21 protein-coding genes and 3 tRNA genes are annotated in these 25,592 nt (G+C 31.2%); 19 read left to right on the top strand and 5 right to left on the bottom strand.

What is annotated here, in order from left to right; genetic code table 11:
• Positions 1–2 precede the first annotated feature (2 nt).
• Positions 3–1,289 carry a glutamate-1-semialdehyde 2,1-aminomutase gene (gene hemL / locus RN605_RS07140; protein ID WP_313323619.1) on the top strand — a complete coding sequence of 429 codons (1,287 nt, stop codon included), beginning with the start codon at positions 3–5 and terminating at the stop codon, positions 1,287–1,289.
• Between the two features lie 51 nt (positions 1,290–1,340).
• Here hemL and RN605_RS07135 read toward each other — a convergent pair whose 3' ends face one another.
• The 3 genes from RN605_RS07135 to lysS all read right to left on the bottom strand — a co-directional run bounded on the left by RN605_RS07135 (position 1,341) and on the right by lysS (position 4,031).
• The gene (locus RN605_RS07135) at positions 1,341–1,691 is read right to left on the bottom strand and encodes a hypothetical protein (RefSeq protein ID WP_313323618.1); all 351 of its coding nucleotides are present in this window, start codon (positions 1,689–1,691) and stop codon (positions 1,341–1,343) included.
• 84 nt (positions 1,692–1,775) lie between these two features.
• Positions 1,776–2,129, bottom strand: coding sequence for a hypothetical protein (locus RN605_RS07130; protein WP_313356327.1), 354 nt, complete (start codon positions 2,127–2,129; stop codon positions 1,776–1,778).
• 210 nt (positions 2,130–2,339) lie between these two features.
• The gene (lysS, locus tag RN605_RS07125; protein WP_313323614.1) at positions 2,340–4,031 is read right to left on the bottom strand and encodes a lysine--tRNA ligase; all 1,692 of its coding nucleotides are present in this window, start codon (positions 4,029–4,031) and stop codon (positions 2,340–2,342) included.
• 252 nt (positions 4,032–4,283) lie between these two features.
• Between lysS and lipB the strand changes: the two genes are divergently transcribed.
• A complete protein-coding gene (gene lipB, locus RN605_RS07120) occupies positions 4,284–4,997 on the top strand; it encodes a lipoyl(octanoyl) transferase LipB (protein WP_313323612.1) in 714 nt (237 codons plus the stop codon).
• Here lipB and RN605_RS07115 read toward each other — a convergent pair whose 3' ends face one another.
• Entirely contained in the window at positions 4,998–5,657 is a 660-nt protein-coding gene (locus RN605_RS07115) for a ribonuclease HII (RefSeq protein ID WP_313323610.1), read from the bottom strand. It abuts the gene before it with no gap.
• A 197-nt stretch (positions 5,658–5,854) separates the two neighbouring features.
• Here RN605_RS07115 and RN605_RS07110 point away from each other — a divergent pair, with 197 nt between their 5' ends.
• The 6 genes from RN605_RS07110 (at position 5,855) to RN605_RS07085 (ending at position 16,960) form a co-directional block, all read left to right on the top strand.
• Positions 5,855–9,010 carry a SusC/RagA family TonB-linked outer membrane protein gene (locus tag RN605_RS07110; RefSeq protein WP_313323608.1) on the top strand — a complete coding sequence of 1,052 codons (3,156 nt, stop codon included), beginning with the start codon at positions 5,855–5,857 and terminating at the stop codon, positions 9,008–9,010.
• 11 nt (positions 9,011–9,021) lie between these two features.
• Positions 9,022–10,470: a RagB/SusD family nutrient uptake outer membrane protein gene (locus RN605_RS07105; RefSeq protein WP_313323607.1), complete on the top strand. Its 1,449-nt coding sequence runs from the start codon at positions 9,022–9,024 to the stop codon at positions 10,468–10,470.
• An 18-nt stretch (positions 10,471–10,488) separates the two neighbouring features.
• Positions 10,489–11,274: a DUF1735 domain-containing protein gene (locus tag RN605_RS07100; protein WP_313323605.1), complete on the top strand. Its 786-nt coding sequence runs from the start codon at positions 10,489–10,491 to the stop codon at positions 11,272–11,274.
• A gap of 159 nt (positions 11,275–11,433) precedes the next feature.
• Positions 11,434–13,356: a S8 family serine peptidase gene (locus tag RN605_RS07095; protein ID WP_313323603.1), complete on the top strand. Its 1,923-nt coding sequence runs from the start codon at positions 11,434–11,436 to the stop codon at positions 13,354–13,356.
• Between the two features lie 99 nt (positions 13,357–13,455).
• Positions 13,456–15,423 (top strand): putative porin, encoded by a 1,968-nt coding sequence (locus tag RN605_RS07090; RefSeq protein ID WP_313323602.1) that lies wholly within the window; start codon positions 13,456–13,458, stop codon positions 15,421–15,423.
• Between the two features lie 175 nt (positions 15,424–15,598).
• Positions 15,599–16,960, top strand: a complete 1,362-nt coding sequence (locus RN605_RS07085) for a pyridoxal-phosphate dependent enzyme (RefSeq protein ID WP_313323601.1) — start codon at positions 15,599–15,601, stop codon at positions 16,958–16,960.
• Between the two features lie 28 nt (positions 16,961–16,988).
• Here the strand turns inward: RN605_RS07085 and RN605_RS07080 are convergent, their stop codons facing one another.
• On the bottom strand, positions 16,989–18,638 hold the full coding sequence (locus RN605_RS07080; RefSeq protein ID WP_313323599.1) for a GLPGLI family protein: 1,650 nt from the start codon (positions 18,636–18,638) through the stop codon (positions 16,989–16,991).
• 55 nt (positions 18,639–18,693) lie between these two features.
• Between RN605_RS07080 and RN605_RS07075 the strand changes: the two genes are divergently transcribed.
• The 11 genes from RN605_RS07075 to tuf all read left to right on the top strand — a co-directional run bounded on the left by RN605_RS07075 (position 18,694) and on the right by tuf (position 25,555).
• Positions 18,694–19,962: a DUF2851 family protein gene (locus RN605_RS07075; protein ID WP_313325803.1), complete on the top strand. Its 1,269-nt coding sequence runs from the start codon at positions 18,694–18,696 to the stop codon at positions 19,960–19,962.
• Positions 19,963–19,987: 25 nt separating this feature from the next.
• Complete coding sequence (locus tag RN605_RS07070) at positions 19,988–20,215, top strand: PspC domain-containing protein (RefSeq protein ID WP_313323597.1); 228 nt, start codon at positions 19,988–19,990, stop codon at positions 20,213–20,215.
• A gap of 3 nt (positions 20,216–20,218) precedes the next feature.
• A complete protein-coding gene (locus RN605_RS07065) occupies positions 20,219–21,100 on the top strand; it encodes a ComEA family DNA-binding protein (RefSeq protein WP_313323595.1) in 882 nt (293 codons plus the stop codon).
• A gap of 30 nt (positions 21,101–21,130) precedes the next feature.
• A complete protein-coding gene (locus RN605_RS07060) occupies positions 21,131–22,300 on the top strand; it encodes an acyl-CoA dehydrogenase family protein (protein ID WP_313323593.1) in 1,170 nt (389 codons plus the stop codon).
• 96 nt (positions 22,301–22,396) lie between these two features.
• The gene (gene rpsU, locus RN605_RS07055) at positions 22,397–22,591 is read left to right on the top strand and encodes a 30S ribosomal protein S21 (protein ID WP_313323591.1); all 195 of its coding nucleotides are present in this window, start codon (positions 22,397–22,399) and stop codon (positions 22,589–22,591) included.
• A 73-nt stretch (positions 22,592–22,664) separates the two neighbouring features.
• The gene (locus RN605_RS07050; RefSeq protein WP_313323589.1) at positions 22,665–23,561 is read left to right on the top strand and encodes a tyrosine-type recombinase/integrase; all 897 of its coding nucleotides are present in this window, start codon (positions 22,665–22,667) and stop codon (positions 23,559–23,561) included.
• A gap of 34 nt (positions 23,562–23,595) precedes the next feature.
• Positions 23,596–23,898, top strand: a complete 303-nt coding sequence (gene hpf / locus RN605_RS07045) for a ribosome hibernation-promoting factor, HPF/YfiA family (protein WP_313323587.1) — start codon at positions 23,596–23,598, stop codon at positions 23,896–23,898.
• A 90-nt stretch (positions 23,899–23,988) separates the two neighbouring features.
• Positions 23,989–24,062, top strand: a tRNA-Thr gene (locus RN605_RS07040).
• A 28-nt stretch (positions 24,063–24,090) separates the two neighbouring features.
• Positions 24,091–24,172, top strand: a tRNA-Tyr gene (locus RN605_RS07035).
• 68 nt (positions 24,173–24,240) lie between these two features.
• Positions 24,241–24,312 (top strand) — tRNA-Thr (locus RN605_RS07030).
• 55 nt (positions 24,313–24,367) lie between these two features.
• On the top strand, positions 24,368–25,555 hold the full coding sequence (gene tuf, locus RN605_RS07025; protein ID WP_313323585.1) for an elongation factor Tu: 1,188 nt from the start codon (positions 24,368–24,370) through the stop codon (positions 25,553–25,555).
• Positions 25,556–25,592: the final 37 nt, after the last annotated feature.

Below are 25,592 nucleotides of genomic sequence, written 5' to 3'. Positions count from 1 at the left end.
CGATGCTATATCAAAGAAGTAGTCAGTTATTTGCTGAAGCTGAAAAAGTAATTCCTGGCGGTGTAAATTCTCCAGTGCGAGCTTTCAAAGGTGTTGGTGGAACACCAATATTTGCCAAAAGTGCCAAAGGTGCTTATGTTTATGATGAAGATGGAAACAGATATATTGATTATATCAATTCTTGGGGACCAATGATTTTAGGTCATGCTTTTCAACCTGTTGTTGATGCTGTAATTGAAAAAACAAAATTAGGCACATCATTTGGAATGCCTACCGAATTAGAAACAAAAATTGCAGATTTAGCGGTTTCTATGGTTCCGAATATAGATAAAATCAGGTTTGTTAGTTCTGGAACTGAGGCTTGTATGAGTGCAATACGCCTTGCGCGTGGGTTTACAAAAAAAGATAAAATCATAAAATTTGCTGGATGTTATCATGGACATTCAGATTCTTTTTTAATCCAAGCTGGAAGTGGAGCAAGCACTTTTGGAACGCCAAATTCTCCTGGAGTTACTCAAGGAACAGCAAAAGATACTTTATTAGCAAATTATAATAATATTGAAAATGTAAAATCACTTTTCGAATCTAATAAAAATGAAATTGCAGCTATAATAATTGAACCTGTAGCGGGAAATATGGGTTGTATACCTCCGAAGGAAGGCTTTTTAGAAGATTTAAGACAAGTATGCGATATTAACAATGCTTTGCTGATTTTCGATGAAGTTATGACCGGATTTAGGCTCGCAAAAGGCGGAGCACAAGAATTATTTAGCGTTGAAGCTGATATTGTTTGTTTTGGGAAAGTAATTGGCGGTGGTTTACCCGTTGGTGCATTTGCAGCTCGTAATGAAATCATGAATTATCTTTCGCCATTAGGACCAGTTTATCAAGCAGGAACTTTATCTGGTAATCCATTGGCAATGGCTGCTGGTTTTGCGATGTTACAAAGTTTAAATGATGATAAGAATGTTTTTAACAGGTTAGAAAATAAAACAGCCTATTTACATAAAGGAATACAAGATGTTTTATCAAAAAACAGTATTGATTTTACTATAAATAGAGTAGGATCAATGATTTCAGTCCATTTCGATAAAAATCCAGTTTACGATTTTAATACCGCAAAAAATGGTGATAATGATACCTTTAAGAAATTTTTTCACGGTTTGCTGAAAGAAGGAGTCTATATTGCTCCATCGGCTTATGAAACTTGGTTTATTACTGATGCATTAACTTATGAAGATTTAGACTTTACCATACAAGCAATTGATAAAGTTTCTAAACAATTATAAATAAAAAAGCCATTCATTTGAATGGCTTTTTTATTTATAATATTTGATTACTTAGTTGACTAATTTTTTTAACAACTCTTTATTTTTTTCAAGTTTAGCCATCATTTCATCTCCTAAAGTTGCTCTGATTTTTGCTTCGATAACTCTAGCTAACTCAACTTTTCTCTCTGGAGTTAATTCGTTCTGGAGAGTTTGATGTTTCATTAAAAAAAGTCTATAAAAATTATCAGTCATGGTGTCATCTAGGCTAAGGAATTTAGATATTTCAGATGCATCAGATTTTGCAGCATTCTCAGGTTTAATAATTTCTTTTGTTTCTGCTTTTAATGCTTTCATTTCTTGAGCATTAGATGTGAACGATAGTGCTAAAATTAAAGTTAAAGCAATAAATATTTTTTTCATTTTTTATGATTTAAGTTGATTTAATTATCCAAATCTACTTTTTTTTTAAATCAAGTCAAAATTTATTTTAAAAATAATGATTTATTAATTCATTTTTCCTCGTTTGCCTTTTCTTTTAGCCATACGTTCTTTAAGATTTTCTTTTTTTTGCTCTTTAATTTTCTCCCATTTGTTGAATTGTTCAGCAGTCAAAATTTTCTTCATTTCAACTGAAACTTCTTCTTGCTCTTTTTTCATTTCAGCTTTTCTTTTTTCAAAAAGAGCTTTTTTTTCTTCTTTGTCTTTTTCTTTAAGACCTTGCATTTCAGATTTTTTAGCTTCTCTTTTTTCAATTTGTTTTGCTACTAACACTTTCACTTCATTAACTTGTTTTTCATTGAGGGATAAATCATCAGTAAGTTTTTTTACTTGTAAGTCTACTTTTTCTTCAGTACTCAATTTTTGTCTTTCACCTTTTGAATGTTTTTTTTCTTGTGCAAAAGTTGTTATTCCAACAACTAATAAAACTGCAATAAATAGTTTTTTCATTTTTCTTAATTTTAATATTTGTTGATAAGACGTGAGGAGTTTAAAAAGGTTTAAAGCTTAACAAAACTTTATAAAAAAAGGAACTCAATTGAGTTCCTTTTTAGCATTATTATTTTAATATTAGTTAAGTACAACGTTTTTGTTTTCACCATCAACAATAACTTTCGTTAATCCATGTTTTGCTAAACCTTTCATTGCTGCGTCCCATTTTTTTCCACTTAAAGCTGATTTTTCTTTTAGAGTTGAAAGTGCTTGATTGTTTTCTGTTTTTAATAATGAAACAATAAGTTTTTCGTCTTCTGACAAATCCAATTGTTTTTTTTCTGGTTTCATTTGCGGAAAGAACAGCACTTCTTGTATAGATGCATTGTTAGTTAAAAACATCATCAATCTATCCATTCCAATACCAAGTCCAGATGTTGGTGGCATGCCAAATTCTAGAGCACGAAGGAAATCTTCATCAATAATTCCATTGGCTTCATCATCGCCTTTTTCGGCTAATTTCATTTGATTTTCAAAGCGTTCTCTTTGGTCAATTGGGTCATTTAATTCTGAATATGCGTTGGCAATTTCTTTTCCACAAACCATCAATTCAAAACGTTCTGTTAAATCGGGATTATCTCTATGCGATTTACACAATGGTGACATTTCTTTTGGATAATCGGTGATGAATGTTGGTTGTATAAAATTACCTTCGCATTTTGCTCCAAAAATTTCATCAATCAATTTTCCTTTACCCATGGTTTCATCGACTTCAATTCCCATGGATTTAGCAGCTTCAAATAGTTCAGCCTCTGTTTTTCCAGTAATATCAAAACCTGTAAATTGTTTTATAGCATCAGTCATCGTAACTCTTGCATAAGGTGCTTTAAAGTTTACAGTATGTTCTCCGAAAGTGGTTTCGGTTGTTTTGTTTACCTCATAGGCGCAATATTCTAAAAGATTTTCGGTAAACTCCATCATCCAATTGTAGTCTTTGTAAGCTACGTATATTTCCATTGCAGTAAATTCAGGATTGTGGGTTCTATCCATTCCTTCGTTACGGAAATTTTTTGAAAATTCGTAAACACCATCAAAACCGCCAACAATCAATCTTTTTAAATATAATTCGTTAGCAATTCGCATATATAAAGGAATGTCTAAACTATTATGATGTGTGATAAATGGTCTTGCTGCTGCACCACCAGGAATAGCTTGTAATACTGGAGTTTCAACTTCCATGTATCCAGCATTATTGAAAAAAGTTCGCATTGCATTAAACAATTTTGTTCTTTTAATGAAAACTTCCTTCACTTGAGGATTAACAACTAAGTCAACATATCGCATTCTATATCGTAATTCTGGGTCAACAAATGCATCAAAAACATGACCTTCTTCATCTGTTTTTGGTAATGGTAATGGTCGTAATGTTTTACTTAAAAAGGTGAATTTATCAACTCGGATACATTTTGCGCCTACTTTTGTCAAGAAGGTTTCTCCTTCGATGCCAATAAAATCGCCTAAATCTGTTAGTTTTCTAAAAACCTGATTATACATTGTTTTGTCATCCTCAGGACAAATAACGTCTCTATTGAAATACAATTGAATTCTTCCTTCGCTATCTTGTAATTCAGCAAAAGCTGCTTTACCTTGGTCACGAACACTCATTAAACGACCTGCAACTATTACTTTCTTTCCTTCAGAAAAATTTTCCTTAACCTGTTTCGAAGTATGATTCACAGGAAACAAATCTGCTGGATAAGGATTAATATTTAGCTCACGTAAAGCTTGAAGCTTTTCTCTTCTAATGATTTCTTGTTCTGAAAGTTGCATATTCTTGTTTTTAAGCGTGCAAAGATAGTTATTATTTAAAAAAGTGCCAATGTAATAAAGAGAAGAAAATTACATAATTACTAAAAAACATTCTTTTTAGTTTTACCCGAACTGTCCACACATTATAGACGCTTTATGTACGGAGTGTCTACTCTTTATATACTTTGTTGCTCATTCGTTAAAATATCGAGAAATAAAAATTTTTACAAAACTTATTTATAGTTTGTAACTTTGCACACTACTTTTATCACTATGAATAAAAATATCCGCTTATTTGATTTAGAAACTAAAGATTACAAAGAAACTTGGGATTATCAAGAAAAGCTTTTCAAAGAAATAGTCGATTTAAAATTAGAGAAAAGGAATAACCCAGATATTGAAACTCCTAATTATTTTATTTTTGTAGAGCATCCGCATGTTTATACTTTAGGGAAAAGTGGAGATATGTCTAATTTGCTCTTATCTGAAAAACAACTTTTGGAAAAAGGAGCTACTTTTTATAAAATAAATCGTGGAGGCGATATTACTTATCATGGACCAGGGCAAATTGTAGGTTATCCTATTTTGGATTTAGAAAATTTTTTCACCGATATTCATAAGTATTTAAGGTTTTTAGAAGAAGTTATAATTTTAACTTTAGCTGAGTATAATATAATAGGTACACGAAGTGAAGGTGAAACGGGAGTTTGGTTAGATGTAGGAACGCCATTTGCTAGAAAAATATGTGCAATGGGAGTTCGAGCTTCACGTTGGGTAACTATGCACGGATTTGCGTTGAATGTTAATGCTAACTTAGGATATTTTGATAATATAATTCCTTGCGGTATAAAAGGTAAAGCTGTTACTTCACTAAACAATGAATTAGATGTTGAAAAAGTTAATGAAGAAGAAGTTAAAGACAAAATCATCAAACACTTTCAAAATCTTTTTGAAGCCAAAATTTTAGAAAAAGAAATTATTCTCTAATTAAAATTCTAAAGTAAGTTGATCAGGCAATAATCGAAAGCTTTTACGATGATATTTTGTGACACCATATTTTCTAATTGCTTCTCTATGTTCAATTGTTGGATATCCTTTATTTTTTTTCCAGTTATACATTGGAAATTCTTCATGTATTTTGTCCATATATTCATCTCTGAATGTTTTTGCTAATATAGAAGATGCAGCAATACTAGTAAATTTACTATCTCCTTTTATAATGCTTTTATTTGGGATTGATTTTAAAAGTTCAATTTCTTTTTGTGTAAACGTTCTGCCGGCAATTGATTTTAAACCAAGTTTAGCGTTTATATTTCTATTTCCATCCACAATAATAAATTCGGGTGTAGGAAATAGTTTCAAAACACATTCTTGCATGGCTTTCATTGAAGCATTTAAAATATTAATTTCATCTATTTCTTCATTATAAATATGAGTAAATGCAAAAGATGTTGCTGACTCAATAATTAAAGGTTTTAATTTTTCTCTAGTTTTTTCAGATAGCTGTTTTGAATCATTAAGGAATTCTAAATGATAATTTTCTGGAAGTATAATAGCTGCAGCTGTAACAGGACCTGCTAAACAACCACGGCCAGCTTCGTCGGTTCCACATTCTAATTTTTTACCTGAAAAATTATTTGAAAGCATTTTTTTTTTTGATAAAAATAAAAAATTTAACGCAACCTTTTTTGCTAAATTGAATCTGTCTTTTAGTGTTATGATACATTCCACATTCTCATAATTCAAAATTTAACATAAAAAAGAATATTAATTGAATGCTAATATTTGTTTTTTTAAGAAATAATTAAGAAGTTTGCGGGATAACTAACTCAAATAAAATTAATATGAGAACGAAGTTCAAATGGATTTTTACGCTTTTGTTAGCGTTTTCTATGCAGTTTTCTTTTGCACAAGAGAAGACTGTTACAGGAGTTGTGACTGATAAACTTGGTCCATTACCTGGTGCAAATGTTGTGGTTAAAGGCGCAACAAATGGGGTGCAAACAGATTTTGATGGAAAGTATTCTATCAAGGCCAAAGTAGGAGATGTTCTAGAGGTGTCTTTTACTGGGTATGATACAAAATCAGTAACAATTAGTACAGCTAGTACTTATAATGTGGTTTTGTCTGAAGGGGTTGCTTTGCAAGAGGTTGTTGTTGTGGCGTATGGAACTCAAAAGAAAGAAGCTTTAACGGGTTCTGTTGCGGTCATTAAATCTGAAGAGGTTGCTAAAATTACAACTGGAAATGTTACTCAAGGACTCGTAGGAAAAGTAGCTGGTGTTCAAGTTGCAAATGGTAATGGTTTGCCTGGTGAAGGTGCAACGATAAGAATTAGAGGTATTGGTTCGGTATCTGTAGCTACTCCTCCTTTGTATGTAGTTGATGGTGTGCCTTTTTATGGTAATGTTAACTCTATTAATAGTCAAGATATTGAATCGATGACAATATTGAAAGATGCAGCAGCAGCGGCGCTTTATGGAAGTAGAGGTTCAAGTGGAGTTGTGATTATTACTACTAAAAAGGGGAAAAATAAGAAAAGTGCTGTAACTATAGATTCTCGTGCTGGTTATACATCTAGAGCGGTGAAAGATTATGATTTTATTTCTAGTCCTTCAAAATATTATGAAGCGTATTATCAGTCGTTGAAAAATACTTACATGTTTAATCTTGGTCAAGATGCCACTACTGCTTCTCAAAATGCTGCAAATAATTTGATTACAGGTGATCAAGGTTTACAATATAATAATTACAATACTCCTGACAATCAGTTGATAGATCCGGCTACAGGTAAATTTACTGGCGGAACATTAAAGTATGATGAGGATTGGTCTGATTATTTATTTGGAGATGGTTTTTTTACTCAAACTAATTTAGCTGTTTCAGGAGGTAATGAAAATACTTCACATTATTTCTCTTTAGGTTATGAGAAAAATGATGGTTACGTGGTTAACTCTGGTTTTGAAAAAATTACGTCAAGGTTGAAAGTTGACACTAAGATAAGTGATAAATTCAAAATAGGTGCTAATTTTGGTTATGCTCATACTACTCAAGATTATTTGGATGGATATGATGGAGGTACAACCTATAGTAGTCCATTTTATTGGATTAGAGCAGTAGCTCCGATTTATCCAGTAAGAGCTTATGATTTCGCTGGGAATCCAATAATTAATTCTTTAGGACAACATATTTTTGATGATGGTACAGGAGCAGATGGTTTATCTCCTATAAGACCTTTTGGGGCGTTACAAAATCCATATGCAACAGCTATAAATGACTATAAAAGAAGGGTTAGAGATAATCTATTTACAACAGCATATGTAGATTATACTATTTTGGATGGATTAGTATTTACCTATAATATTACAGGTGAGTTGACAAATGGATATAATTGGAGTTCTGACACGTCTTTATATGGAGATGCAGTTGGTGCAGGTGGTAGAGTTACCAACAGCTCTTCTAGACAATTTTCGTTTACTAATCAGCAACTTTTGAAATACAATAAAAGATTTGGTAATCATGGTTTGGATTTATTGCTAGGTCATGAAACATTGGATAGAAAAACTGACTACGTTTCAGCTTCTAGATCTAAATTTCTATTTGACTCTCCTTATGTAGATCAGGCTGCTCTTAATCAAGGTAATGGAGGAGGAGGATTTGGACTTTATGCTTTAGAAGGCTTTTTGTCTAGACTTGCTTATGATTATGATAATAAATATTTTGCTAGTTTTAGCGCAAGAAGAGACGGTTCTTCAAGATTTCATCCTGATGTAAGATGGGGAACTTTCTACGGTGCTTCAGTTGGATGGAGAATTTCGCAAGAGTCATTTTTAAAAGATGTATCTTGGATTAATGAATTAAAATTAAAAGCAGGATTTGGTCAGCAAGGTAATGATAATATAGGTTACGATCAGCCTTACTTGACTCCATTTACAATAAATTATACAACAGATGCAACTTTGCCTGTTGGATGGACAAATGGTGACTATTTAGCTAATCCGGATGTTAAGTGGGAAACATCAACAAATATGAATATAGGTTTAGATGCTAGCTTATTTAACAATAGATTTAACATTGAAGTAGAGTATTTTAAAAAGTCCATATCAGATATGTTATATAATAGACCAATACCTATTTCATTGACTGGTTTTACTACTAGACCTGAAAACAATGGTGACATGTATAATAAAGGTTTTGAAGTAACTATGAGTGGAGATATTGTTAAAACAAACAATTTAACTGTGTCATTGAATTTTAATGCAACTTCTTATAAGAATGAAATTACTAGATTACCTTTTAATGGTTTAGAAAATAATTTTCAACCAAATGGAAATTATATTTTAGAAGAAGGTGGTGGTGTATATGATTTTTATATGAGAGAATTTGCAGGAGTTAATCCGGTGAATGGAGCTGCTTTATTTTGGAAATATATTGATGATAATGACCATTCATTAGGAAGAGAATTAACAGAAAATTATGCTGAAGCAGATTTGATGAAAATTGGTAAATCTGCAATTCCTGATGTTTATGGAGGTTTTGGAGCTAACATTGCTTACAAAGGATTTGATTTCGGTATTGATTTTGCTTATCAATTTGGAGGTTATTCTACAGATGGCGTATGGTTAAGTGGATTGGGATTGTCTCCAGGTGGTGGTTTACATAGTGATTTTTCAAAGACTTGGACGCCTGATAATACAACTGCTTCTTTGCCTAGAGTGGATACTGATGATCCAAAACAATTTTATAGTGGTAGTTCTTTATCATTAATTAAATCTGATTATTTAAGTATACAAAATATTTCAATAGGTTATACTTTTGATAGCAAAGTAGCTAACAAACTTGGATTGAATAGGCTTAGATTTTATGGATTAGCAGATAATGTTCATTTATGGTCAAAACGTCAAGGATTTGATCCAAGACAAAGTGGAGTTACAGGTGCTTCAGGTAATAATTATTCGTTATTACGAACAGTTTCATTTGGTGTTAATTTAGAATTTTAAAAAAAAAAGTTATGATAAACAAAAAAATTTTAGTAATTGCCATTTTTTCTATGCTTTTTACAGCATGTTCGGATGATTTTTTATCAAAAGATTTTCAGAGTGATTTTTCTAATCAACAATTATCTGATTTGGCAAATTCGAATCCAGAGGCAGCATTAATTATTGCATCTGGTATTGAAGGTGGAAATCAATTTTTCCTTAATGATTTTAGTACAGCTGGTCATGGTAACTTCCATGATGAGTTTGGGCAAATGGGTTATAGTTTAGGTTTAGATTTGATGAGTAATGACATGGTTCAAACATTATCTCATTGGTTCGTTAACTATTATAATTATACAGCTAGAAATGAGGCTTCTAATCGTACAGATGCTGTATGGCAATTTTATTATAAAATAATTTATAATATGAATGAAGGATTAAGGTTAGTGCCTTCTTCTGTTGAAGATCCTTCACTTAGACACATAAGAGGTCGTTTGTTAACTATGCGTTCTTTTGCTTATTTTCAATTGATTAGAATATATTCAAATAATGATGGATTAGCTGTTCCTATGACAACTGAAGAGGGAGTTTTAGCAGCTAGACAACCAATAGATGTTGTAAAAGCACGCATTTTAGAAGATTTGGAAGAAGCATATACTCTTTTAGATGGATATTCAAGACCAAATAAAACCTTAGTCAATAAAAATGTGGTTGCAGGATTGTTGGCTAGATATAATTTAGAATACGGAAATTATACGCAAGCAGCTACTTATGCTATTGCAGCAAGAGAAGGTTATTCTCCAATGAGTTCATCTGATTTAATGGATGGTTTTAATAAGATTACTAATGCAGAGTGGATGTGGGGTGCTGATATAGATACAAATACTTCAACTTATTACGCGTCATTTTTCTCACATATCGGTAATTTGAATCCAGGTTATGCAGGATTATTACAATCATATAAATCTGTAGACAGAAGAATTTTTGATAATATTTCTTCAAATGACTATAGAAAAGCATGGTTTGTTGATGCTGGTAATGGTTTTGGGTTGCCAAAGTATGCGAATGTTAAATTTGTAGATGATACCGATTTTGAAGGTGATTATGTGTTTATGCGTGCTGCAGAAATGTATTTAATTGAGGCTGAAGCTAAAGCTTTAGCAGGTGATGATGCTGGTGCAAGACAAGCTTTGTTTAATTTAATTTCAACTAGAGTTAATGGTTATACTCTTTCTACTAACTCTGGTCAAGCTTTATTAGATGAAATTCGTTTTCATAGAAAATTAGAGTTATGGGGAGAAGGATTTGCTTTCTTTGATATGAAAAGATGGAATACAGGTTTGAATAGAACGTATACAGGTTCGAATCATGCTACTTTTGGTTTCTTTGATTATCCTGCTGGATCTGTTAAGTTTAGTTTCCAAATTCCTTTGAGTGAAGTAAATACTAACATAGATTTAGGTCCTCAAAATCCATTTTAATTTTAAAGCTATTTTATTATGAAAAAAATTAATGTTTTTTTACTTACAATTTTTTCGCTTGTTACATTGTTTTCATGTGAAGAGTATGATTCATCTGTTAAAACCCCCGATTTTTTAACTTTCGGAAAAAATGCTGAAAATATTGAGTTTGTAACTGAAAGTCCAGTTTCTTCAATAACAGTTTATGCAAGTAATGTTTCAAATTCAGATAGAACTGTGAATATAGTTGAACTTTCGGGAAATGACTCGGCTAATCAGCCATTTACTACTGCTTTGGATGGAGATTATGTTTTGGAATCAACTTCGGTAATAATTCCTGCTGGCGAAATGTCAGCAACAGTTAACATATCATTTGATCCAAACTTATCTCTTGCTGCAAATAGATATGTTACTTTTGAAGCGCAATCTGCTGATGAAGATTCATTTTTTAATGTTACTACAACTAGAATAAAAGTGAATTTTAAGCGTATGTGTTTTTCTAATACAATAATACATACTTTGGTTTTAGATCGTTATGGATCCGAAACAACTTGGAACATTAAAAATTCTTCAGGTGTAGTTGTACAATCAGGAGGACCATATTCAGATGCGCCTTCTAATGTTCTTCAACCACAAACACCAATGACATTTACATTGCCTGATGGGACTTATACCTATACAATTAATGATGCTTATGGTGATGGATTGTTTACATCTGCAACTGTTTCTGGAACTTATAATGTTTCCAAAGATTGTGGATCTGTTTTAGTTTCAGGAGGTGGTAATTTTGGTGTTATAAAGACTCATACATTTACTTTGCCATAGCTTTTTTAAGCTGTTAATGTATTATTATTAATTAAACCATCTCAAGATTAAATCTTGAGATGGTTTTTTTATTTTAAATTTTTATCTTTTTAGGACTTATTTTTTATTAAGCCTTAAGGTTTAATAAAATTTTTATAAGTTTGTGTAAAAATAAGTACTATGAAAAATAAATACATAATTATTGTGGTTTTTTACACAATTTTTGGATTTTCTCAAACTAAAAATGAAATAGAAATTATTTTAAAAGAATCCAATGTTCAGGAATTAAATAATATTGCTATAAAATCAAATGATGATTTTTTAAAAAAAGAAAAAATCATTGATGATTTTCTTATTAAGAATATCAATTATAAAAAGCAGTTTTATGATAATTTTAGATTATATGAATTGGTTGATGTTATTGATGGTAAACCAGTTTATATAACAACAGATAACTTCACAGAAGCTCAAGCTACAAAGACAAATGCTCTTCATTCTGGTGGAACTTTAGGACTAAATGTAGAAGGACAGAATATGACGCTTGGAGTATGGGATGGAGGATTTGTTTTGAAAGATCATATAGAGTTTTTGGATGATAGCTCATCACCTGTTTCAAGAGTTGTAATACCTCAAAACACAATTCCTAATCCTTCAACTAGTGACCATGCAACTCACGTAATGGGTACGGTTTTAGCAAAAGGAGTTGATAATAATGCAAAAGGCATGGCACCAAAAGCAAATGGATTGTCTTATAATTGGACTAATGATTTAACAACAGTTACTACAGAAATTGCAAATATTGGATTGTTGATATCTAATCATTCTTATGGAGTTCCTGTTCTTAATGATCAAGGTGAAGCTCAGTCTTCATGGTTAATGGGATGTTATGATAATGAAGCTAGGTCTTGGGATCAATTAGCTTTTTCAGCGCCTTATTATTTAATGGTTACATCAGCTGGTAATTCTGGAGCTGATTCATATAGTGGTGGATTAGCAAACGGATATGATAAATTAACTCAAGAAAAAAACGCAAAAAATAATTTGGTGGTGGCTAACAGCAATCCTTTTGTACTAGCAAATGGAACGGTTAATTTATTTCCTATTAATGGTTCTAGCAGTCAAGGACCTTCAGATGATGGAAGAATTAAACCTGATATTACTGGTGATGGGACAAATGTATATTCAACTGTTAATACAACTGTTAATTCTTATGCTACAATGTCTGGAACCTCAATGGCTTCGCCAAACGTTGCAGGTTCTCTTTTGCTATTACAACAATATTACAATCAATTGAATTCTTCTTTTATGAGAGCCTCGACTCTAAAAGGTTTAGTATGTCATACAGCAAGAGATGGAGGAACAGTTGGACCAGACCCAAAATTTGGTTGGGGTTTACTTGATACAAGTAAGGCAGCAGAGGTTATTAGAAAGAATAGTAATGTAACTCGTGAAGCTGTTATTAATGAGTTTGTTCTTAATCAAGGCGAAGTTTATACTTTTCAAGTTGGAGTTACATCACCTGACAAATTAGAGGCTACCATTTCATGGACTGATCCAGCTGGAACTCCAAGAAATGGAATTTTAAATGATCCAAATCCTGTTTTAGTTAACGATTTAGATTTGCGAATTACTAAAGATTCAAGTACTTACTATCCATGGAAATTGCAATTATCAAATGTTGCAGCTGCTGCAATTACTGGAGACAATATTGTTGATAATGTAGAAAAAGTAGAAGTAACTAACCCTAATGGTATATATACGATAACAGTTTCTCATAAAGGAAATTTAAGTTCTGGTCAACAAGCGTTTAGTTTAATAGTTACTGGGACAGGTTTTCAAGACTTGAGTAACATAAATTTCAGCAAGTCTAAAATCTCAATTTATCCAAACCCAACTAAAAATATATTGAATTTTAGTTTGGAGAATAATATTCGATTAAAATCTATTACTATTAATGATATCACAGGAAAATCTATAATGAATTTTAATTCTAATATTGAACAAAAAACTTTAGATGTTTCATCTTTATCATCTGGGGTTTATTTTGTCACTTTTAGTGATGACAATGGTTCATCAATTACTAAAAAATTCATTAAGCAATAATTCTTAATTGATATAATATTTAAAAAACCACCTATTAGGTGGTTTTTTTATGATTTTATTACAATAAGTTTTATGTATTTTTGCCTTGAAATTTTAAGAATGAAAAAATTACTTTTTACTTTTTTTTTACTTGTAAGCTTTAGCATAAACTTTGCTCAAGGCAAAAAGAAGATTTTAGAAAATAAAAGAGAATATTCAAATGAAGAAAAAAAGAGTTCTACAAGCGTTACAAAATCTAATCAAAGTTCATCTGATAAAGCTTCGATTGATAAGTATCGAATAATTTCAATTCAAAAAGACACAACCTACGTAGACACTTCATTAACCATTCAAAAAGACTATAAATGGAATTATCTAAGAAAAGATATTTTTGGATTATTGCCTTTTGCTAATGAAGGGCAAACTTATGCAATCCTTGATTATGGATTAAAAAAGAAAAGTAGTTTCCCCGAAATTGGTTTTTCTGGAAAACATTTTAATTATTTAGGTGTTAATGATATTAATTATTACTCTGTTGCAACTCCAATAACCGAATTGTATTTCAAGACAACTATGCAGCAAGGACAATCTTTGGATGCATTAATTACTGTAAACACATCTGAAAGATTTAATTTTTCTGTTGCATTTAAAGGTCTTCGTTCGTTAGGTCGATATATTAATCAATTGACTAGCGCTGGTAATTTCAGATTTACTTCAAGTTATAATACATTGAATAAAAGATATTACTTGAATTTTCATTTCACGGGTCAAGATTTATTGAATGGAGAAAACGGCGGATTAACAAATGTTATTGATTTTACAAGCGAAAATCCTGACTTTGATAATCGCGAACGTCTTGAAGTATATCTTCGTGATGCTGAATCGTTTTTAAAAGGGAAAAGATATTTTATTGACCATTCTTTTCGTATAAATTCTAAAGATTCAGAAAATAATCTTTATGCGACTCATCAATTCAATTATGAAACTAAATTTTTTGAATATAAACAACCAACAATTGCTTCAACTGTTGGGAATACTTCTGTAAAAAGATTTGGTGATGCTTATGTTACAAGCGGTTTAAAAGACCAAACTCGTTTCAATAGAATGTATAACAAAGTTGGCGCAATATATGAAAATAAAACTTTAGGAAAGTTTCAATTTTTTGCAGAAGACTTCAGATATAATTACTATTATGATAGAGTATTGATTCTAGAAAGCGGAGTAATTCCAAGCAAAATTTCTCAAGAAATTAATACAATTGGAGGTCAATATGAATACCGTAAAAATAAATGGAACGGAGTTTTTACAGTTTCAAATTCAATTTCAAAGCAACCAATGTCAAATATTGATGCAAAATTGAATTATAAACTAAATGACAAAAATGAATTTACTTTTAATTATCAATTAATGAGTAAAATTCCTGATGCTAGTTTTAATTTATATCAAAGCGATTTTATTAATTACAATTGGTCAAATAATTTTGACAATGAAAAGATAAACAGTTTTGGAGCAACTGCAAAAACACAATGGATTACAGCTTCGTTGGAAGTTTCATCTCTAAACGATCATTTGTTTTTCAGTAATGACAGCACTGATGGGCAACAACAATTAATTACTCCAAAACAATACGACAAAACTATTAATTATCTTTCCATAAAGGCAAGTCGCGAGTTCAAATGGTGGAAATTAGCACTTGATAATACAATTTTATACCAACAAGTTGACCAAGAAGATGACGTTTTAAATGTGCCGCAAATTGTAACAAGAAATTCTTTGTACTTCACGGACTATTTTTTCAAAAAAGCACTTTTTCTTCAAACGGGCTTTACCGTTAACTATTTCTCAAAATATTATATAAACGATTACAATCCTGTAATAGCTGAAGCGTTTGTGCAAAACGATTTGAAAGTTGGAAATTTTCCAATGATTGATTTTTTCATCAACGCGAGAATTCGTCAAACTAGAATTTTCTTGAAGGCAGAACATTTTAACTCAAAAATGACAGGAAATAACTTTTTGACAGCGCCAAATTATCCTTATCGCGATTTCACGATTCGTTTCGGGTTAATTTGGAATTTTTTCCAATAGTGTAAGCTAAACATTAGAAACAAAACATTTGGAACTATCTAAATTGGTAATTCCTGCTGTTCGCTTTTGCATGGCAACCGCTTCCATCAGGGTTAAATGATAATCCATTTGAATTTTTGTAAACATCTATATTATCAATACATTTGCACAAATAAAAGTAACCACAACAAAAAGAATGAAATACGCAGAAAATATATTAGGAACTATTGGAAATACGCCTTTAGTAAAACTAAACAAAGTTGTAGAAGGAATTGACGCTTTAGTTCTAGCCAAAGTTGAAACATTCAATCCAGGAAACTCAGTAAAAGACAGAATGGCTTTAAAAATGGTTGAAGACGCTGAAGCTGACGGAAGATTAAAACCTGGAGGAACAATCATAGAAGGAACTTCGGGGAATACAGGAATGGGTTTAGCTTTGGCAGCAATTGTTAAAGGATACAAATGTATATTTGTAATAACTGACAAACAATCCAAAGAAAAAATGGATATTCTTCGGGCTGTTGGTGCAAAGGTTGTTGTTTGTCCAACCGATGTAGAACCAACCGATCCGCGTTCGTATTACTCAGTTTCTAAAAGATTGAGTACCGAAATTCCAAACTCTTGGTATGTTAACCAATATGATAATCCAAGTAATGCAACGGCTCATTATGAACAAACTGGTCCAGAAATTTGGGAACAAACTGACGGGAAAGTGACTCATTTTGTTGTTGGTGTTGGAACTGGCGGAACAATTTCTGGTGTTGCAAAATATTTGAAAGAGAAAAATCCAAATATTAAAATTTGGGGAATTGATACCTATGGTTCTGTTTTCAAAAAATATCACGAAACTGGAATTTTTGACGAAAATGAAATTTACTCATACATTACCGAAGGAATTGGAGAAGATATTCTTCCAAAAAATGTTGACTTTTCATTAATTGATGGTTTCACAAAAGTTACCGATAAAGATGCAGCAGTTTATACTCGCAAAATTGCTTTGGAAGAAGGAATTTTTGTGGGTAATTCTGCTGGTTCGTGCATTAAAGGATTGCATCAGTTAAAAGAACATTTCAAGCCTGAAGATGTAGTTGTGGTTTTATTTCACGATAGCGGAAGTCGTTATGTTGGAAAAATGTTTAACGATGATTGGATGCGTGAAAGAGGATTTTTAGACGAAGAAATTACAAAAGCAGAAGATTTAATAAAAGAACATAAAGACAAACCGTTAGTGATTGTTCGCACAGAGGAATTAGTTTCACACGCCATTGAACGTTTGAAAAAATATAATATTTCTCAAATTCCAGTTATTGATACAAATGGTTTTGTGGGAAGCATTGATGAAACCGATTTGTTTAGAAGTTATGTTGAAAATAAAAACATTGCCGAAAAGCCAATTAGAGAAATTATGGGAAAACCATATCCAATAGTAAAAGCAAATACTCCAATTGAAGAAATTTCAAAACTCATCAATAAAGATAATCAAGCGGTTTTAGTGGAATTAGAAAACGGAAAACATCATATCATAACAAAACACGATGTGATTAGTTCAATAAAATAAAAAAGAAAGCCTCAATTTGAGGCTTTCTTTATTCTCCAATCAAAACTCCTGAAACATTCCAAGCGCTAAAACTATTTCCTTCAGGCAAACCTTGTGGAATTTTAATTTGAATGGAATGATTTCCAGCATCCAAATCTCCTAAATCAATATAAATCGGATTGGTTACAGTTCCTGGACACCAATTAGAACGACTGTAATCTGATGATGAAAGTCCATTTGAAAAATTTCCTGATGCAGGATTTGATAATCTGTATGAACCACAATCTTGTCGCCAAGGTGTGAAACTAAAAGTTTCTTTTTCGTCTAAATAAATCGAATTTTTCTTCGGCACAAATTCATCTCCATTTTCCCAACCACCATGACCGGTTGAAATATATCGAAGTTTACAATTTTTTAAAGCTTTGTCTAAATTGAAATTAACCACCAAGCCTTTTTCCGAATTAAACATTGTTCCATATTCTTGACCAGCCATTTCCATAATGTTATTAGTGCAAAAAAGAGGAACAATTTGTTTTTCTTTTTGGTTGCTATCTTCTTCCTGATGAATGGTAAAGTTTGCAGAAACTTTGTGTCCGCCTTTGTCATAATTTCCAATAAAAACACCAACATATACTTCTTGATTATTCAACAAACTTCTTAAATCGGAAACGTCTTGACGATAAAAAACATTTTCTTGCCATGTTTTGTCTTTCAACTGAATGGTGTTGTATTGTTTCACTCCAAATGGAGTAAAAAATTGCATTAGTTCTACAACTGGATTATAATTTTCAGTAGCAACTACGCCTTGATATTCTTTTCCGTTTCCATTGGTGTAAATTGGTAATAATGATTTTCCATTTTCTAAACCTTCTAAAAATGAATTTTGTTTATTAGTAGGAATAATAAAAAAAGAACCCGTTCTATCATATGCATCGCCATTAGATTGTTCGGTTAAGTCAGCAAAAATTTGACTGCCAACTTTTATTTCAGGAAATTTTATTTTGCGCACTGCAATTGTTCCATTGGCAAACCTGAAAACGCTATCATTTGATTTTGATGCATCCGAAAAATTAATTATTTGTTCTTTAAAGATTTCAACCGTTGTAAATCGACTTTTCCATAACAAATCACGGTAGGATAATAGGTCCAAATTTTTAGATTTATCAAAATTGATTACTGGAAACGATTTTATTTTCTCAATTTTTGTTACTGTGATTGCATAATTTCCATTGCGATTCATTTCTAAAACCAAACCTAGATTTTGCCCTAAAATAGTTGGTGCGCCTTTTACTTTTAAATCCTCAGTATACCAAAGTTCTATTGTATTAGAATTGATTATCGTTTTTGCTTTTTTACAATTGTATCCAAGTATTTTTTTGGTTTCGTTTAAAAATTCAAAATTTTGTTTAGCTAATGATAAACTGTCTTTAGTTTGGATGCTTTTGGATTTGCTTAACGTTGCAATTTGAAAATAATCATTTGAATTTCTTTCAACTATATTTTGTTCAAAAGGGAAATCTGCCTTTTCATTCATCATTTTTTCTGATGAGATTAACGTTTGATTTGAATTAGTTAAAACCCAAATATTATCTTGATTTTCAATAGTTTTTCCGTTTGAACTTTTAGAATAAATCACTTTGTAATTTTGAGAAAATGATTTGACTACAATAAAAAATAGTAGAATTATAATTTTTTTCATAATAATTGTTCAAGTGTAAAAGTAAATTCCTACTTTAGTGTTAAAATTAATTCCGGTGAAAGAAGATTTCCTCCATTATGTGTGGCAATATAAGAAGTTTGATTTTTCTAACCTAAAAACGGTTAATGGAGAATCACTTTCGATTAGTAATGTTGGAAATTATTTTCAGAAATCAGGACCAGATTTTTTTAATGCTCAAATTACTATTGAAAATCAAAAATGGGCAGGAAATATTGAAATTCATATAAAATCTTCCGATTGGTATTTGCATCAACATGAAAAAGATGATAATTATAATAATGTAGTTTTACATGTGGTTTGGGAACATGATACGCCAATTTTTAGAAAAGATAATTCAGAAATTCCAACTTTAGAATTAAAACATTATGTTTCAAAAGAAGTTTTAGAAAATTATCAATCATTGGTTTCTAAAAAATCATGGATTTATTGCGAAAATCAAATTAAACAGGTCGATGATTTTATTTTTCAAAGTTGGAAAGAAAGATTATTTTTTGAAAGATTAGAACGAAAATCAATTCCGATACAAAAACTTTTAGAAGAAACGGATAATGATTGGGAAGCCGTTTTATTCTGTTTGTTGTCCAAAAACTTCGGTTTAAACACTAATGGTGAAACATTTTTGAAAATGGCTCAATCTGTTCCGTTTTCAGTAATCAGAAAAGAAGGATTTGAAGTAGAAAATCTTGAAGCATTGTTTTTGGGTAGAACTGATTTAATTCCACTTGACGCTGAAGACAACTATACAAAAGATTTGAAAAGTAACTATGATTATATTTCACACAAATATCAATTGCAAAAAACAATTTTATCACCCGTTCAATTTTTTAAGCACAGACCTGATAATTTCCCGACAATTCGTTTAGCACAACTAGCAATGTTGTATCATCAAGAAAGTAATTTATTTTCGAGAGTAATTTCAATCAATAAACTAAAGGATTTCTATTCACTTTTTGAGGTTGAAACTTCTAGTTATTGGTTAACGCATTATCAGTTGGATAACGAAAGTGTCAAAAAGAAGAAAAAATTATCAAAATCGTTTATTGATTTGATTGTTATAAATACCATAGTTCCAATTCAGTTTGCTTATGCAAAAAGTTTAGGAAAGGAAAGCTCAGAAACTATTTTAGAATTGATTAGAGAAATTAAGCCAGAGAAAAATGTAATTATCCAAAAGTTTAACCAATTTGGTTTAGATGCAATTAATGCTTTTGACTCACAATCATTATTACAATTAAAGAATGAATATTGTAATTTGAGCAAATGTTTGCAATGCAACGTTGGAATTCAATTATTAAAATCCTAATTTTAACTCATAAAAACAATCGATAATGTCGCCAGTAATAAAATTGAAATATTTTTTTGAAAAACATGGATTTCATGTTTCATCACGTTTGGCCGATAAATTAGGTATGCGAGCATCTAATGTTCGATTATTTTTTATCTACATCACTTTTGTAACCGCTGGACTTTGGTTTGGAGTTTATTTAACATTAGCTTTTTGGATTAAGTTGAAAGATTTAATTAGAGGAAAACGAACTTCTGTTTTCGATTTGTAAAAAATGGAAAATAATACTTCGATAGGAAAGTCTTTTTTAAGTTATACCAAAAGTCAACGGATTGGTATTTTGTTGTTTTTTGCGATAATCATTTCGCTTCAATTGGTTTATTTCTTTTATCATTTTGAAACTCCAGTAATTGATGAAAAGGAAAAAGAAAATTGGTTATCAAATCAAAGTTCTGTAGATAGTTTGAAAGTTGCATATACAAATTACCAACCAAAGATTTATCCCTTTAATCCAAATTTTATAACCGATTTCAAAGGATATAAATTAGGAATGAAAGTTGAAGAAATAGATAGATTGTTAGCTTTTCGAAAAGAAAACAACTATGTTAATTCAGCTGAAGAATTTCAAGCAGTAACGAAAGTTTCGGATTCATTGTTAAATGCCATTTCTCCTTATTTTAAATTTCCTGATTGGGTAAAAAACAAAAAATCAATATATCAACCTTACGAGAAAAAAGATTTTTCTAAGAAAGAAAAGATAGTAGTTTTAGATATAAATACGGCTTCAAAGGAAGATTTAATGAAAATCTACGGAATTGGGGATAAAATATCCGATAGAATATTGAATGAAAAAGAAAAATATGGTGCTTTCTTATCAATGGAGCAAATGCAAGAAATTTGGGGTTTACAACCTGAAGTTATTGAAAAATTAAATGCTTCTTTCGAAATCAAATCAACTACAAATGCGAAAAGAATAAATATTAATACTGCATCAGTCAAAGAGCTTTCGCAATTCCCATTCTTTAGATATCAACTCGCTCATGATATTGTTAAATACCGAAGTATGAATGGAGATATTAAAATTGAAGATTTAACAAAAATTAAAGGATTTCCTGCGGATAAATTAAAAATTATTGCCTTATATTTGGAATTCTAAAAAAAGAACACAAAAATCAGTCTTATATATATGAATTCTACATACTTTACAGAAGAGCACGAATTGTTTAGAGAAAGTTTACGAGATTTTTTGAATAAAGAAGTTGTTCCTCATATTGAAAAATGGGAAAAAACAGGAACTATTGAACGTTTCATTTGGGAAAAATTTGGCGAAATGGGTTTCTTCGGCATTGCATATCCTGAGGCTTATGGTGGAATGAATTTGGATTTATTTTATACGGTTATTTTCTTGGAAGAACTTCAAAAAATAAAATCTGGTGGTTTTGCTGCTGCAATGTGGGCTCATTCTTATTTAGCAATGACTCATTTGAATGCAGAAGGCGATGAACGAATTAAACAAGAATATCTTGCACCAAGTATTTCTGGAAAAAAAATTGGAGCGCTTTGTATTACTGAACCATTCGGTGGAAGCGATGTTGCCGGAATGCGAACAACTGCTGTTAAAAAAGGAAATAAATATATAATAAATGGTTCCAAAACATTTATCACAAATGGAGTTTATGCAGATTATTATGTAGTTGCCGCAAAAACTAATCCCGAACTTGGAAATAAAGGAATTAGCATGTTTGTTTTTGATACAAATCTTAATGGAATTTCAGCAACAAAATTAGATAAATTGGGTTGGCGAGCTTCAGATACAGCCGAAATTGCTTTTGATAATGTTGAAATCCCAGAAGAAAACCTAATGGGTGAAGAAGGAAAAGGTTTTCCTTACATTATGCAACACTTTGCTTTGGAAAGATTAATTATGGCAATTAATGCTCATGCGAGAGCAGAATTTGCTTTGGAATATACGATTGACTATATGTCAAAAAGAGAAGCGTTTGGTAAATCTATTAATAAGTTTCAAGCTTTAAGACATACTGTTGTAAATCATTTTACAGACGTTGAGCATTGTAAATTATTTAATTATGCAGCTGTATCTAGATTAGATAAAGGTGAATATGTTGTAAAAGAAGCTACAATGGCAAAATTAAAATCCACTCAAATAGCTGATGAAACAATTTACAGTTGTTTGCAGATGTTGGGCGGATATGGTTATATGGAGGAATATCCATTAGCACGTTTATTAAGAGATAGTCGTTTAGGACCAATTGGTGGTGGAACTTCTGAAATTCTAAGAGAGATTTTGTCAAAAATGCTGATTGACAAACAAAACTATAAACCAGCGGTTAAATAATTAGCTATTTATTTTTTTAAATAAAAGTTTATTTAATTATTTGTTTTTCAAAATAATTGTTACTTTTGCAGCCTTAACGAGAGGAGGTGATTTATTATGTTAATTATACCAATTAAAGACGGAGAAAATATCGATAGAGCATTAAAGCGCTATAAAAGAAAATTTGACAAAACTGGAACTGTACGTCAATTAAGAGCTAGACAAGCTTTTACTAAACCATCAGTAGCTAGAAGAGCAGAAATCCAAAAAGCGGCTTACATTCAAAACTTGAAAGATAGTCTAGAAAGTTAGTAGTTAAATTTCTCAAAATATATAACCGTAAGTTATCAAAGTTTCCTAACTTTGATAACTTACGGTTTTTTTTATGACTGATTATTTAAAAAAATTTAATGATTACCTTCATTTAGAAAAAAACTATTCTTTGCATACCGTTTTGGCCTATTGTAAAGATGTTGAATTTTTTCAAAATCATATACGAAATGAATTTCTTGATGATAATTTACTAGAAGTTAATTACAGTCAAATACGTTCTTGGATAGTTTCATTATCTGATGATGGTAAATCTAACTCTTCAATAAATAGAAAAATCTCTTCCATTAAAGCATTTTATAAATTTTTATTAAAGTCAAAACAGATTGACAATAGTCCTTTATCCAAACATAAAGCTTTGAAGTCGGCAAAAAAGATTCAAATTCCTTTTTCTGAAAAAGAGTTAAATGAGGTTTTGAATCATCTTATTTTTTCAGATGATTTTGAAGGAGCTAGAGATAAATTGATGATTGATTTGTTTTACACAACTGGAATCAGAAGAGCCGAACTTATTAATTTACAAATTCAAAATATTGATACATTTTCAAATTCGATTAAGGTTGTAGGTAAAAGAAATAAAGAAAGAGTAATTCCCTTGTTGCCTAATATTTCTGATGAAATTTTAAAATATATCGAGAAAAGAGATGAAGTGGTAAATGGTAAAGAAAATAATTTTTTATTTATAAAAATAAATGGAGTTAAATTAAATGATTCACTTGTTTATCGAATAATAAATTATTACTTTAGTAATGTCTCTGAGAAGGTGAAAAAAAGTCCTCATATTTTAAGACACACTTTTGCTACACATCTTTTAAATAACGGAGCAGATATTAACTCAGTAAAAGAATTATTAGGTCATTCTAGTTTAGCATCAACACAAGTATATACTCATAGTAGTCTTTCAGAACTCAAGAAAGTCTATATAAATGCTCATCCCAGAACGATTCAATAATTTAAAAATTGTTTAACAAATTAATACTAATACTATGAAGGTAAATGTTCATGCAGTAAATTTTAACATCGACAGAAAATTGGTCGATTTTATCCAGACAAGATTAACTAAACTTGAAAAATATTATGATAATGTTGTGTCGTCTGATGTTTTTTTAAAGGTTGAAAACATAAGTGAGAAAGAAAACAAAGCTGTAGAATTTAAAATTCATGTTCCTGGAGATGATTTTATTGTAAAAAAACAATGTAAAACATTTGAAGAAGCTGTTGAATTAGCTGCAGAATCATTAGAAAGATTGCTTGTTAAACGCAAAGAAAAAGTAAGAGCTCATATTTAAGAAAAATATTTTTAAAAAATGTTTTGATTAAAAGATAAAATCCATACATTTGCAGTCCGTTAGAAATAGCGGGCTTTTTTTATTGAGTTTGCCGGTGTAGCTCAGCTGGCTAGAGCAGCTGATTTGTAATCAGCAGGTCGTGGGTTCGAGTCCCTCTATCGGCTCAGTTCTTTTATAGATTGAAAATGGTTTGGGGAGATACTCAAGCGGCCAACGAGGGCGGACTGTAAATCCGCTGACTACGTCTTCGCAGGTTCGAATCCTGCTCTCCCCACTAAGAATTTAGAAATAATGAATTTAGAGATTTCTGAATTCTGAATTCTAACTTCTGAACTCACAAAAGCCGGTGTAGCTCAGGGGTAGAGTGCTTCCTTGGTAAGGAAGAGGTCACGGGTTCAATTCCCGTCATTGGCTCAAAATTGTAAAATTTGAACACTAATATATAAACTAAGATTAAAAATTAAGTAAAATGGCAAAAGAAAATTTTAATCGTTCGAAACCACACTTAAATATAGGTACTATCGGACACGTAGATCATGGAAAGACTACATTAACTGCTGCAATCACAAAAGTATTGTCTGATGCAGGTTATTGTCAAGCAAAATCATTTGATCAAATTGATAATGCTCCAGAAGAAAAAGAAAGAGGTATTACTATTAATACATCTCACGTTGAATATGAAACGGCTAATCGTCACTACGCACACGTTGACTGTCCAGGTCACGCGGATTACGTGAAAAACATGGTTACTGGTGCTGCTCAAATGGACGGTGCTATCTTGGTAGTAGCTGCTACTGACGGACCAATGCCACAAACTCGTGAGCACATCCTTTTAGGACGTCAGGTAGGTATTCCAAGAATAGTTGTATTCATGAACAAAGTGGATATGGTTGATGATGCTGAGTTATTGGAATTAGTTGAAATGGAAATCAGAGATTTATTGTCATTCTATGAGTATGATGGAGATAATGGTCCTGTAGTTCAAGGTTCTGCTTTGGGTGGGTTAAATAATGATCCAAACTGGGTACCAAAAATAATTGAATTAATGGAAGCTGTTGATAACTGGATTGAAGAGCCAGTTCGTGACAACGCTAAACCATTCTTGATGCCAGTTGAGGACGTATTTACAATTACAGGTCGTGGAACTGTTGCTACAGGTCGTATCGAAACTGGAGTTGCTAATACTGGAGATCCTGTTGAAATCATTGGTATGGGTGCAGATAAATTAACTTCTACAATTACTGGAGTTGAGATGTTCCGTAAAATCCTTGATAGAGGTGAAGCTGGAGATAATGTTGGATTACTTTTAAGAGGTATCGACAAAGCTGATATCAAAAGAGGTATGGTTATCTGTAAACCAGGTTCAGTAAAACCACATGCTAAATTTAAAGCTGAGGTTTATATCTTGAAAAAAGAAGAAGGTGGTCGTCACACACCATTCCACAATAACTATCGTCCACAGTTTTACGTACGTACAACTGACGTGACTGGTGTTATTTCTTTACCAGCTGGTGTTGAAATGGTAATGCCAGGTGATAACTTAACTATTGAAGTAGCTTTATTAAGTCCAATTGCATTAAACGTAGGTTTACGTTTTGCTATCCGTGAAGGTGGTAGAACAGTTGGTGCTGGTCAGGTTACTGAGATTTTAGACTAATATCAAAATAAATAAATAATCCAGCAGAGAGCCTTTT

It is taken from the genome of Flavobacterium sp. PMTSA4 (genome assembly GCF_032098525.1).
Lineage (GTDB): Bacteria > Bacteroidota > Bacteroidia > Flavobacteriales > Flavobacteriaceae > Flavobacterium > Flavobacterium capsici.
This window is presented reverse-complemented; position numbering and strand designations above follow the sequence as displayed.